This window comes from Prevotella sp. P5-64 (genome assembly GCF_002251285.1).
Lineage (GTDB): Bacteria > Bacteroidota > Bacteroidia > Bacteroidales > Bacteroidaceae > Prevotella.
This window is the reverse complement of the sequence record NZ_NPJK01000009.1, coordinates 137,400-149,806: the sequence shown is the minus strand read 5'-3', so window position 1 is coordinate 149,806 and position 12,407 is coordinate 137,400. Positions and strand designations below refer to the sequence as shown.

General features: G+C 54.0%; 9 protein-coding genes, 2 tRNA genes and 1 other RNA gene. 4 read left to right on the top strand and 8 right to left on the bottom strand.

From position 1 onward, the window contains the following. Window positions 1-215, top strand: a 215-nt coding sequence (locus tag CIK87_RS02550) for a transposase (RefSeq protein ID WP_254046492.1), incomplete at its 5' end; no start/stop codon positions are given. A gap of 111 nt (window positions 216-326) precedes the next feature. On the opposite strand, the gene CIK87_RS02545 is transcribed toward CIK87_RS02550, so the two are convergent. After that, window positions 327-411 (bottom strand) — tRNA-Ser (locus tag CIK87_RS02545). A gap of 151 nt (window positions 412-562) precedes the next feature. Between CIK87_RS02545 and CIK87_RS02540 the strand changes: the two genes are divergently transcribed. The 3 genes from CIK87_RS02540 to CIK87_RS02530 all read left to right on the top strand — a co-directional run bounded on the left by CIK87_RS02540 (window position 563) and on the right by CIK87_RS02530 (window position 3,438). Then, window positions 563-3,136, top strand: a complete 2,574-nt coding sequence (locus CIK87_RS02540) for an endonuclease MutS2 (RefSeq protein WP_094385164.1) — start codon at window positions 563-565, stop codon at window positions 3,134-3,136. A 128-nt stretch (window positions 3,137-3,264) separates the two neighbouring features. Then, window positions 3,265-3,363, top strand: an RNA gene (gene ffs / locus CIK87_RS02535) — signal recognition particle sRNA small type. A 1-nt stretch (window position 3,364) separates the two neighbouring features. Next, a tRNA-Thr gene (locus CIK87_RS02530) sits at window positions 3,365-3,438 on the top strand. A gap of 131 nt (window positions 3,439-3,569) precedes the next feature. Here the strand turns inward: CIK87_RS02530 and CIK87_RS02525 are convergent. The 7 genes from CIK87_RS02525 to trxA all read right to left on the bottom strand — a co-directional run bounded on the left by CIK87_RS02525 (window position 3,570) and on the right by trxA (window position 12,216). Then, the gene (locus CIK87_RS02525) at window positions 3,570-4,070 is read right to left on the bottom strand and encodes a very short patch repair endonuclease (RefSeq protein WP_094385162.1); all 501 of its coding nucleotides are present in this window, start codon (window positions 4,068-4,070) and stop codon (window positions 3,570-3,572) included. Window positions 4,071-4,134: 64 nt separating this feature from the next. Then, a complete protein-coding gene (locus CIK87_RS02520) occupies window positions 4,135-4,548 on the bottom strand; it encodes a (deoxy)nucleoside triphosphate pyrophosphohydrolase (protein WP_094385189.1) in 414 nt (137 codons plus the stop codon). 8 nt (window positions 4,549-4,556) lie between these two features. Beyond that, a complete protein-coding gene (locus CIK87_RS02515; protein ID WP_158216180.1) occupies window positions 4,557-7,724 on the bottom strand; it encodes a DUF3427 domain-containing protein in 3,168 nt (1,055 codons plus the stop codon). 425 nt (window positions 7,725-8,149) lie between these two features. After that, window positions 8,150-8,515, bottom strand: coding sequence for a hypothetical protein (locus CIK87_RS02510; protein ID WP_094385158.1), 366 nt, complete (start codon window positions 8,513-8,515; stop codon window positions 8,150-8,152). Then, window positions 8,499-9,425, bottom strand: coding sequence for a LysR substrate-binding domain-containing protein (locus tag CIK87_RS02505; RefSeq protein ID WP_094385156.1), 927 nt, complete (start codon window positions 9,423-9,425; stop codon window positions 8,499-8,501). The genes CIK87_RS02510 and CIK87_RS02505 overlap by 17 nt, the downstream gene beginning before the upstream one ends. A gap of 4 nt (window positions 9,426-9,429) precedes the next feature. Further along, the gene (locus CIK87_RS02500) at window positions 9,430-11,892 is read right to left on the bottom strand and encodes an FAD-dependent oxidoreductase (RefSeq protein ID WP_094385154.1); all 2,463 of its coding nucleotides are present in this window, start codon (window positions 11,890-11,892) and stop codon (window positions 9,430-9,432) included. A gap of 27 nt (window positions 11,893-11,919) precedes the next feature. Continuing rightward, entirely contained in the window at window positions 11,920-12,216 is a 297-nt protein-coding gene (gene trxA / locus CIK87_RS02495; protein ID WP_022311533.1) for a thioredoxin, read from the bottom strand. Between the last annotated feature and the right edge of the window lie 191 nt (window positions 12,217-12,407).

Here is a 12,407-nt window from a genome sequence, read left to right as displayed (position 1 = left end):
ACAATGATGTCGAAGATTTCGGGTATGAAGGTTTCAACAAGGTTATTGAAACCTTTGAGAACCACAACGATACCATCATCAACTATTTTGAGGAAAGGCTTACCAATGCATCGGCAGAATCGTTCAATGCTAAAATCAAGGCTTTTAGAACACAGTTCAGAGGTGTAGGGGATATCAGGTTCTTCATGTACAGGCTGGCAACACTTTATTCCTAACATACGGTGTTACCAACCGGAAAAATCCGCTGACCCCCTATATTTGGGCTCATTTAAGAAAATAGACCATTAAATAAAAGTCCTGTAAATCTTTCGACTTACAGGACTTTGCGGAGAGAGAGGGATTCGAACCCCCGGTACCTCTCGGTACGGCGGTTTTCAAGACCGCTGTAATCGACCACTCTACCATCTCTCCAATGCTTTCATCATTGTTGGCAGGTCGATGTGCCTTAAAAGCGATTGCAAAGGTATTAAGTTTTTTTGGTTCCGCCAAACTTTTGTAGTTTTTTTTTCAAATTATTTCCGTTTTCCTTATCCTTATGCAGGAAAAGTGGTAACTTTGCAGTATGATTTACCCTGATAATTTCGAATTTAAGATAGGTTTTCATGAGATTCGCGACATGCTTCGTTCGCGTTGTCTCTCACCATTGGGCATCGTGCGCATCAACAACATGGCGTTTATGACCGATGCAGACGCCATCAATGCTTCTATGGAGCAGATTAGAGAGATGAAGCGTATACGTTCAGGCGAAGAGGATTTCCCTCTAAATGCATTTTTCGATATTCGCGAAAGCATGAAGCGGCTCCGCATGACGGGCACATTCCTCGAAGAGACAGAGCTCTTTGAGCTGATGCGCACCCTTGCCACGATGAATGACGTCGTGGCTTTTCTCAAGCGCTATACCGACGACGAGCACACCGCCTTCATCTTCCCTGCCCTTGCGGCACTCACCGAGGGCGTGATACCCATGCCCCAGATAGTGAAGGACATCGACCGCATATTAGACAAGTTCGGACATATCAAGGACAACGCCTCTCCCAAGTTAGCCGAAATCCGTCGTGAACTGGCCCGAACCAAGGGTTCCATCTCGCGCATACTGGGAGGAATACTCCGCTCGGCACAGAGCGAAGGACTTGTAGACAAGGACGTAGCCCCCACCCTACGCGACGGCCGACTGGTATTGCCCGTGGCGCCAGGACTGAAGCGCAAGATAGGTGGTATCGTACACGACGAGTCGGCAAGCGGACGCACCGTGTATGTGGAGCCTGCCGAGGTGGTAGAGGCCAACAACCATATACGAGAGCTCGAGAGCGACGAGCGACATGAGATTATCCGCATACTCAAGCAGATGGCCGACGACATACGCCCCCATACCGAGGAGATACTGTTCTCCCAGGACTTTCTGGCCGACATCGACTTCGTACACGCCAAGGCTTCTCTCTCCGAGAGTATGCAGTGCGCCGAACCTCAGGTGACTGCCACCCCTATCATCGACTGGACCCGAGCCCGCCACCCCTTGCTCGAGCAGCGCCTCAAGCAGAACTCTGCCACTCCCTCCGCGCTCGTACCTCTTAATATAGAGCTCACCACCGACAACCGCATACTCATCATCTCGGGCCCCAATGCCGGCGGAAAGTCCGTCTGCCTCAAGACCACCGGACTCTTGCAGTATATGGTGCAGTGTGGTCTGGGCATCCCCGTAGACGAACGCTCGCGCGTGGGTATGTTCAAGGACATCATGATAGACATCGGCGATGAGCAGAGTCTCGAGAACGACCTGTCCACCTACTCCTCCCACCTGCTCAATATGAAGAACATGCTGAAGCAGGCCAATCCATCCACACTGATACTCATCGACGAGTTTGGCACCGGAACCGAGCCCAACATCGGCGGAGCCATAGCCGAGAGTGTGCTGGGGCAATTTCTTGCCCACGGAGCCTGGGGCGTCATCACCACGCACTACCAGAACCTCAAGCACTTCGCCGACGAGCACGAGGGCGTGGCCAACGGTGCCATGCTCTACGACCGCCACGAGATGAAGCCTCTGTTCCAACTCTCCATAGGTCGCCCCGGCAGCTCGTTTGCCATCGAGATTGCGCGCAAGATAGGACTCCCCGAAGAGGTAATACGCCAAGCCAGCGACATCGTGGGCTCCGACTACATCCAGAGCGACAAATATCTGCAGGACATCGTTCGCGACAAGCGTTACTGGGAAAACAAGCGCACCAATATCCATCAGCGCGAGAAGGAGCTGGAGCGCCAGATAGAACGCTATGAACATGATATCGAGCAGATTGGCGTACAGCGCAAGGAGATACTGCGCCGAGCCAAGCAGGAGGCTGAAGAAATATTGAGCGAGAGCAACCGACGTATCGAAAACACCATACGCGAGATACGCGAGAGCCAGGCTGAACGCGAAAACACCAAGCGCATCCGCGAGGAACTGGAGCAGTTCAAGCAGGAGGTAAGCGACCTCGACACCCAAGCCAACGACGAGATGATAGCCCGCAAGATGGCACAGATTCAACAGCGCAAGGAGCGACGCCAGCAGCACAAGGAGCAGCGCGCCAACGAACAGCAGCAACAGCAGAAGCGCCAGGAGCAAGCCCGGCAGCAGGCCCAAGCCAGCCAGCAGCCACTGGCAGCCGGCGACAGCGTGTGCATCAAGGGTGCATCGTCGGTAGGCACCATCGAGCGCATCGACGGCAAGATGGCCAGCGTCATCTTTGGCGACATGCGCACTCGTATGCGCGTAGACAGACTGCAGCGTGCCAACGCCCCACAGAGCGCCGCCACCACCGAAGCCCCCAAGACCCATGCCGACGAACGTATGGAGAACCTGCGCAGCTACAACATATCCCACCTCACCCAGCAGACCATCGACAGTCACCGCCAGAACTTCCACCAGGACCTCGACGTGCGAGGCATGCGTGGCGACGAAGCGCTCAATGCCGTGCAGCACTTCATCGACGATGCCATCCTCATGGGTATGCAACGCGTGCGCATCCTCCATGGCAAGGGCAACGGCATCTTGCGCCAGCTCATCCGTCAGTACCTCGGAGCTATCCCCAATGTCACCCACTATGCCGACGAGCATGTGCAGTTTGGCGGAGCCGGCATCACCGTAGTCGATTTCTGACCGACATTTGGCTGCCAAGAGCGTACCTCCGAGCCCCATAAAGCATGGCTTTTTAGTTAAAATCGAAAAAAATGTACCATTTCATGCTTGATTTAGCACGAAAAGTAGTACCTTTGCATCCGCTAAATGGGCAAGTCTCTTACGGCCAGCTCCCTGTGAATCCCCCAGGATGGGAACATAGCAAGGGTAATAGGTTGTAGCGGCGCGATAAGAATCGCTTGCCCACCCGCCTCTTTAGCTCAGTTGGCCAGAGCACGTGATTTGTAATCTCGGGGTCGTTGGTTCGAATCCGACAAGAGGCTCAAGACAGGGAACACAAACCCACTTCGACCGAGAAGTCCACACCATGGGCTTCTCGGTTTTTTCGTTTATGGGCACGGAGCTTATCGCCGCGCCGCCGTTCGAGGCCTATATCGCCTGCGCCACTATCTTCCTATTCAGGCTCGCCATCTTCGGCCACCATGCCCGGTGCCTCTTCATCCAAGTCATACTTCCTTACGCTGTGGTCGTTGAGCCATATCCTGTTGAGAGTATACGCCAGCGACTCCAGTGTCTGTTCTCTCACCGCTGGCTTCAACTGACACTCCCACACGGTGATACAATGCCATCCCATCGAGGCGAGACGGCGCTGCTCTTCTATGTCGCGGGTGCGGTTGCGCGCTATCTTCGCCTTCCAGAATTCGGTATTGCTCTTGGGTACCACATAATAGCGGCAGCCCTCATGGCCATGCCAGAAGCAGCCGTTGACAAAGATGACCGAGCGATACTTGCGCAGCACGATGTCGGGGTGTCCGGGCAGCCACGGATGGTTGAGCCTGTAGCGGAAGCCACGGCCAAAGAGGAATTTCCTCACCACCATTTCTGGTTTGGTGCCCTTCCCCCGTATCTGTGCCATACAGTGATGGCGCTGCTCCTTTGTCAGTTTGTCTGCCATTGCCCCTGATTCACTTTCCCACTCTTTTACAAGCCCTTGCCGCCAAGTTCGCTTTCTGAGTATCTCATCTTGTCTCGCCCTCCACAGCCCTCGCTTTCAGCCGTTCTATCACCAGTTCGTCGGCGGGCAACCACCTCACCGAGTCGAGTTCACCCAGCCCGAGCCACTTTGACGCCTCGTGCTCCAGCAGCGTCAACTCACCACTCATCACTGTGCAGAGATAGCAGTGCATGGTCAGATGAAACTTCGGGTAATCATATTCGACCGTTGTGAGCCGTTCGCCGACGCTTATACTCGTTGCCAGTTCCTCCCTAATTTCTCTACACAGAGCCGCTTCAGGCGTCTCGCCCGGCTCCATCTTCCCGCCGGGAAACTCCCACCAGTCTTTCCATTCACCATAACCACGCTGCGTGGCAAAGACCCTGTCGCCATCACAGATAATGGCTGCCACCACCTCAACATGTTTCCTCTTATCCATACGCTGCATTATCCTATAGCTTTATATTGACTCGCAAAGGCGTAAGTCGATTCAGACATAGGCGTGGCGAGATGCCACACTATCTGCATGGGTTTAGAACCCTCGATGCTCTCCATTGTGACCTGACCAAGATAGGTAAATCCCATTCTGCAACCATAATCCGGATGTTCCACCTGTTGCCTTACAAACAGGAGCATGTTATTCTCGCCATTACGGTATGCCTCTGCCTCGCGACTACCCTCACGCACACGATTCTGGGTTTCCCAATGGAAAAACTCACGGTTTTGGGCATAATCTTTATATGCAGTCATAGAACCCTCTTCGCGCTTTTTGATAATATCCACATACATCGCCTCGAGTTTTATATCTTTCAGGCGCTCCATGCCTTCCCGCGAAGGCGACTTGCGGTCTATCGTTGACAGTCCGAGTGCCGCCTGTATCTGCGCTTTAGTGTATACCCCATGCAGATGCAGTGGATTCCATTCGTTATACACTGAATTGTCAACTTTTTCCGGTGCAGAGCATCTGTTACGCAGATAAGAGACGACCTCCTTGAATTCCTGAACAAACAGTTTATCGGAAGCCAGGTCGTCAAACATTGTGCCGATACCGTCATAATTACCCGCCTTGTCATACAAGTCATAGTAGAGCATCACTGCGCAACGCTTTTCCTGTTCAGAGAATTCCTCTGTATTACATTTGAATCCACAATCGGCAAAGCGCAACAGCTGAGTGAAGTATGAGAACGAATCTGTAGCAAGCCATTTCTTGGTCACTGCATACTTAATCTGCCCTGCGTGCACAGACACCGATTCCTGCACACCCGCCAATTGGCACAATTCGCCCCACGTCAGGGCACCATACACCTTATGAAATGGCACATGGCTGTAAGCCAGAAAGCCCTTGAGCGAGAAGTTACCCTTGCAGGTCTTGTGGTAGGCCAATATTTCCTTGACGACACGACTGCGGTTCAGACTGCGCAAGTAGCCATCAATATTAGCGATGATTTCCTCTTTGGCCTTTTCTTCCAGAATAATCTTGCAACCTATAGGAGCATTGGAGAATCCACCTTCAATCTCATCCTTTATATTCCGCGAGCGCCGGCCGATCAGGGCCTCAAAGCGCTCTTTATAACTGAACTCGGCACGCGAATGACCCACAAAGTCAAGGACCGTAAGATGGTCCTTGCCACTATGCAGACGAAGCCCGCGACCAAACTGTTGGATAAATACGGTAGCACTCTCGGTAGGACGCAGAAAGAGGATGGTGTCAATCTCAGGTATATCGACGCCCTCATTGAAGAGGTCAACCACAAAGAGGTAATTGATGCGACCTTGTTGAAGTTGCTTCCTCACAAGTTTGCGATGATAGTCATTGTCATCACTTGTAAGCACATTCGTTTTCAATCCTGCCAACGTAAACTTGGCATTCATGAACTTGGCATGGTTCTTATCCACACAGAAACATAGCGCCCGCACCTTGTTCAAGCGGCTGTTCCCGATATACTGCTGCATTTTCTTCAAGATAAGACCGGTGCGATAATCGTTCTGCGTATAAATGCGTGAAAGTTCGGCAACATCATAACCATGTCCACTCCATTTCACCTCCGAGAGGTCTATATTGTCAGGAATTCCATAATAATAGAAAGGTGCGAGCAGACCTGCATTGAGAGCGGCAGGCAGACGAATTTCCGCCGAGATGTGACCATCAAAGTATATGGTGATATCTTCCTGGTCGTTGGTTCGTTCGGGGGTCGCAGTCAAGCCAAGTAATATCTTGGGAGTGAAGTTGGTCATCAATTTGACGTATGTCGGAGCTATAATATGGTGCACCTCGTCGACTACCATATAGTCATAATAGTCTTTTGTGAGTTGCAGACTGTCCAAACGATTACGCAAGGTGTCCTTGCTCGCAAAGACATGCTGGTAGCTGGACGGTTCGTTGTTGCCATCCCACACACTGCCGAAGTTGGGATCTTCGAGCACAACGCGGAAAGTCTGCATAGCCTGTCGCAGTATCTCCTGCCGATGAGCGAGGAAAAGGAAATGACAATCGGGATGCTCCGCACGATAGCGTTTGAAGTCGAAGGCTGCTATCACCGTCTTTCCTGTACCCGTAGCAGCCACCACGAGATTGCGGTAATGCCCATGTACATGGCGTTCGACATCCAGTTTCTCCAGAATTTCCTGCTGATAGTCCTTCGCGCGCATCAGGTCAAGAGCCGAGAAGTCGAGCAAAGGAGCATCCCAGTCAGCCCCTAAGGCTCTTTTCAGTCTTTCGTCGCTTACACCAGGTACGAAATCTTCAAATGTATCATCACGCCAATAACTTTCAAATGAACTGCGCACCTCTTCTACTACCTGAGGCAACTCAAACTGGGTGGCTTTGAAGTTCCATTCTTTACCGTCTTTCAAGGCGTAATGAGAGAGATTGCTCGAACCTATATAGGCAGTATGAAAGCCAGAATTTCGGAGGAATATATAAGACTTGGCATGAAGGCGGTCCTGCGTTCCATCATACGAAATCTTTATCTCGGTGTTACACAAAGTGGCCAAACGGGCTATGGCATCGTAATCTGTAGCGCCCGTATATGTCGTCGTGATGATACGCAGCCGTTTCCCTGCACTGGTGAACTTCCTCAGACTGTTCCAAAGCAGGTTTAGACCACTTGTCTTGATAAAGGAAACCACCCAACATATCTCATCGGCACAGAGAATTTCGCGATTCAACTCACTCTCCATATCTACACGACCTCTGCCACCACCGAAGAAGAGGGCGCTACGGCTTATAGAAGTAATAGGCGTAATGGCCTTGAGATGCTTCTCGATATCAGGATATTCGCAGTTAGTCCGGTCTACGACGGCTGTAAGTATATTCTTCTGAGCATCAATCAGGTCAAGTTCGGAGTCATCTACATTGAACTCTCTACCCAAGGTTTTGATAACCGAATTGACGAAGTCGGTATATCTGTCCGTCCCAAGGTCTTCGGGGCATCCTATAAACGCGATTTCAATAAGGTGCTGCAAATACTTGCTGAGTATATTGACAGCATCATCTTTGCCTATCGGCTTCTTGCCAATATAGAAACGGTGGGAATCTACCTCGTTCAGTTTCTGCTGAAAGAGGCGATTGATAATCTGGTCATAGACTCCAGTTGGGATATTCGTGTGTGGCATAGTTGTATGATAAAGATGATAGTGGCGTGATATGTATCGTGCGTCATTAGCCTTCGTAGCTTGGTGGCGCACCTTGGGGTATTGTGCTTCAAAGTTATAGCCTTTTTTGATAAAAAACGAAGAAGTGGGATGAAAAATGTAGTTTGGTGCATTATACTTATGACTGCAAAATGTCATTTCGGCCATTAGGCGATCAACGTGAGCCGCTCGAGACTGAGGGACAAAGCGGAGGGAATGACGGGGAATATCGCGGAGATGGCGATAAAGGGGAAATCGGGGTTTGATTTAATCGTTTCGCGGCGTGATATGATTATTTCGCGGTTGTATTTTTCTGTTTCAGAGTTTGAAGTCTACTTGTAGAGGCACTCGGAGAAGATGGGTGAAATGACGGCTGACACCACTGCCACGCCCTCTTCAACAGCCGTTCAGCCGTCTACAACAGCCGCCCTGCCCACTACATCATCCGCCTTGCCCACTGCAACATTCGCCTTGCCCACTACAACACTCGTCCTACCCACTACATCATTCGCCTTGCCCACTACAACATTCGTCCCGCCCTCGTCTACATCAACACGTCCCACGTCTACATCAGTCCTGCCCTCGTCAGCATCCGCCCTACCCCAATCCGCATCCGTCCAGCACTCGCCAGCCATCACCCCGCCCCTGTACACGACGCCCATAAACGGGAGCGCCGCAAGGGTGGTCTGCCGATTGGTGTCGGTCAGAGCCTCCCTTGCGGCGCGCTGAAAGACGGGATGGATGGTGGCGGCAAGCCTACAACTTGATGCCATACTTGACGATACCCTCGCCGAGCATGCCAGGGGGCATAAACTGCTTGAGAGCATCGGTCACGGTGTTGAGCATGCGCTGCCTGATGTAGTCGGCCCTAATGTAGAGCGACACGCGGCGCTGCGAGAGATAGTCGCCATCGATGGGCCGCACGTTCTGGCGCTGCTTGTCGCTGAGCAGGGGCAAGTGCATCTCGGGCACGATGGTGAACCCGCCGTTCTCGTCGACGATGTGCACCAGCGTGTCTATACTGCCAGCCTCGTAGATGTGGTTGCCCTTGGTGCGGGCTTTACAGAACGAGAACGCACTGTCGCGGAGACACTGCGCATCGCGCATCACCCACATGTTCTCGTGCTCCAGATTGGACGGCTTGAAAATGGGCAGCTTGCGCCAGCAGCTCTCTGCCAGATAGACATAGAACCGCTCGGTGTAGAGGGGTATCTCGAGCACTCCATCGCGCACGTTGCCCGAGATGGCGATGCCGGCGTCGAGCTGACCACGCAGCAGGGCGTCGACCATGTGGTCGGCCTTGAGTTCCTGGATAGACAGCTGGACCGAGGGAAACATCTCGCGATAATGGCGGATAAACCGGGGCAGGATATAGGGCGCTATGGTGGGGCCCACGGCGAGGGCAAACTCTCCGCCTATGCGCCCCTTGTCCTCAGCCACTATCTCGGCAATGCGGTCTATCTCTGCCAGAGCGTTCTCTGCCTGGCGCACGATCTTCTCTCCTGCCGCCGTGGGCACCACGCTGCGATTGGTGCGCTCAAAGATGCGCGTGTCGAGTTCTTCCTCCAACTTCTGCAGCATGGCGCTGAGCGTGGGCTGAGAGACATGGCACGACTCAGCCGCCTTCGCAAAGTTGCGAAAGCGGTTGACGGCGATAATGTATCTTAACTGTTGCAAGTTCATAGGCTCAGATAAACAGATTGACATTGGCACGTTCGGCGCGCTCCATATAGGTGGCCACTCCGCCCACGGTGACATGGTCGAGCAGCTCTTCGCGCTTCACGCCCATCACATCCATCGACATCTGGCAGGCTATGAACTCCACGCCGTTGTCGATGGCCTGCTGCCGCAGCGACTCGAGCGAGTCTACGCCCTTGCGGGTCATGATGTGGCGCATCATTCTGGCGCCGATGCCCATCATGTTCATCTTGGAGAGGGCGAGACGGGTGGAGTCGGAAGGCAGCATCCAACTGAACATACGCCCGAAGAGGTCTTTGCTGACCTTGGGTTTGTGCGCCTTCTTGATGGCGTTGAGCCCCCAGAAGGTGAAGAAGATGCTCACCTTCTGGCCCGTGGCTGCGGCTCCGTTGGCAAGGACAAAGGTGGCCAGCGTCTTGTCGAGGTCGTCGCTGAAGAGGATGAGGGTCTTGCCCTGACCGGTGGGCAGAGAGCGGGCAGACTCTACGGCGCAGGCGGTAGACTTCTCTATCAGCGCGGTATAGACTCCGCCCTCGGCACGTCGGCCCAGGAAGCGGTGGCCCGTGGTGTGGCACCATGCCTCGGCATCGCGGGGGAACGCAGCATCGGTGGCCGTCACCTCGAGTCTGTCGCCGGGGGCGAGGGTGTCGATGGCCTGCTTGAGGCGGAGGATGGGGCCGGGGCACTGGATGCCGCAGGCGTCGATGCGCACCACCGCCTTCTCGGCAGAGGCTGTCTCGGTGGACGATGCGCTATCTCCGGCGGCAGCGAAGCCCACGGGAGGGGCTATACGGGCGGTGGCGGCACGATAGGTCTTGAGTCCGCCTATCAGATTGCGCACCTCGGTGTAGCCATTGTCCTTGAGTATGTTGGACGCGAGATACCCGCGCAGCCCTATGCCACAGAAGAGCCACACCGGACGGCCGGTTGGGATTTCGTCCATACGCTCTCTGAGGTCGTCGAGCGGTATATTGACGGCACCGTCGATGGTGCCCAGCGCATACTCGTCGGACGTACGCACATCGACGAGGGTCACGCCCGTGAGGGCGGCATCGCGCAACTCGCGCCAGTAGAGTGGCGACATCTTGCCACTGAGAATGTTGCCAGCCACATAGCCCGTGATGGCCACGGGGTCTTTGGCCGACGAGAAGGGCGGCGCATAGGCGTGCTCCAGACGGGTAAGGTCGGCGACGGTAGCTCCCTGCTTGATGGCGAGGGCATACTGGTCTATACGCTTGTCGACGCCGTCGTAGCCCACTATCTGCGCACCATAGAGTCTGCCGTCGGTGGGCGAGAAGGTAATCTTGATGTCCATCTGCAGACTGCCGGGATAGTAGCCGGCATGGGCACCACTGTGGATGGTGGCAGAGAGGTAAGGGATGTCCATCATCTTGAGCCGCTTGGCAGGCAGTCCGGTCGAGGCTACGGTCAGGTCAAACACCTTGGCTATCGAGGTGCCTATGGAGCCTTCATACTTCACCTTGTTGCCCATCACCATATTGTCGGCCACGATGCGCGCCTGTCGGTTGGCGGGTCCGGCGAGGAAGTTGAGCCAGGGCTTGCCCGTAAGGGGATGGGGAAACTCGATGGCGTCGCCCACGGCATAGACATCGGGGACCGAGGTCTGCAGATAGTCATCGACCCAGATGCCACGCATCTCGCCCAGACGTATGCCGGCAGCCTGGGCCAGTCGGGTCTCGGCTCTCACGCCGATGCTGATCAGCACCATGTCGGTCTGGAGGCTGACGCCCGACTTGAAGTGTACGGTGAGCGAGCCGTCGTGGCGCGAAAAGGCGTCTACAGCCTGCTCCAGATAGAGCTGCACGCCCTGCTGCTGCAGATGCTCGTGGACGAGCGACGCCATCGAATAGTCGATGGGCGCCATCACCTGGTTGGCCATCTCGACCACCGCCACCTGGGCTCCAGCGTGCATGAGGTTTTCGGCCATCTCGAGTCCTATGAACCCTCCGCCCACGATGACGGCACGCTTCACATCGTGGTCGGTCATATAGGACTTGATGCGGTCGGTGTCGGCCACATTGCGCAGCGTGAAGATGCCCTCGCTGTCGATGCCCGGCAGCGGCGGCACCACTGGCGAGGCACCGGGAGAAAGCAGGAGTTTGTCGTAAGACTCGACATACTGGCTGCCGTCGGCGGTGCGCACGGTCACCTGGCGGCTGGAGGGGTCGATGGCGATGACCTCGCTCAGTGTGCGCACATCTATATTGAACCTGCGGCCGAACGACTCGGGCGTCTGCACAAACAGACGGTCACGGTCGGCGATGACACCGCCTATGTAATAAGGCAGTCCACAGTTGGCATAAGAGATATGGGCTCCTTTCTCGATGAGGATAATCTCTGCTTTCTCGGTCAGGCGACGTATACGCGCGGCGGCGGTGGCTCCTCCGGCCACTCCACCTATTATAATATATCTCGGGGGTTGGGTCGTCATAGCGGTAAGGGTTGGCGGGTGAATAGTCTATTGATACTTGGCGATGGTGGCTTTGAGGTCGGCGAGCGACATGGCTCCGCTCTGTCTCCACTTCATCTCTCCGCTCTGGAAGAGCATCAGCGTGGGTACCGACTGGATGCGCATCTGCATGGCGGTAGACTCGTTCTTGTCGATGTCGACCTTGATGACGCGGATGCTGTCGCCGAGTTCCTTCTTGAGTTGTTCCAACACTGGGTGCATCATCTTGCATGGTCCGCACCAGGTAGCGTAGAAGTCAACCAGCGTGAGCTGGCTGCCTTTGATAATGTCTGTTAAGTTCTCCATATCTTTATTGTTATTCGTTATTGTCAGATGGTGCAAAGATAGTGCAAACCGAACGCCATAAGCTCGCTTAATGGCTGAGGTGTAGCCTATCTTCTGCAAAGATAGATATATAATTATAGACAAACAAATGAATTTATCTATATTGTCATAGACAATAACTATAATGCTAACAATAATGATTGTAGAATGGG

Coding starts and splice junctions, on each gene's coding strand:
- CIK87_RS02540 (WP_094385164.1), top strand. CDS start 563: ATGATTTACCCTGATAATTTCGAATTTAAGATAGGTTTTCATGAGATT.
- CIK87_RS02525 (WP_094385162.1), bottom strand. CDS start 4,070: ATGGCAGACAAACTGACAAAGGAGCAGCGCCATCACTGTATGGCACAG.
- CIK87_RS02520 (WP_094385189.1), bottom strand. CDS start 4,548: ATGGATAAGAGGAAACATGTTGAGGTGGTGGCAGCCATTATCTGTGAT.
- CIK87_RS02515 (WP_158216180.1), bottom strand. CDS start 7,724: ATGCCACACACGAATATCCCAACTGGAGTCTATGACCAGATTATCAAT.
- CIK87_RS02510 (WP_094385158.1), bottom strand. CDS start 8,515: ATGGCATCAAGTTGTAGGCTTGCCGCCACCATCCATCCCGTCTTTCAG.
- CIK87_RS02505 (WP_094385156.1), bottom strand. CDS start 9,425: ATGAACTTGCAACAGTTAAGATACATTATCGCCGTCAACCGCTTTCGC.
- CIK87_RS02500 (WP_094385154.1), bottom strand. CDS start 11,892: ATGACGACCCAACCCCCGAGATATATTATAATAGGTGGAGTGGCCGGA.
- trxA (WP_022311533.1), bottom strand. CDS start 12,216: ATGGAGAACTTAACAGACATTATCAAAGGCAGCCAGCTCACGCTGGTT.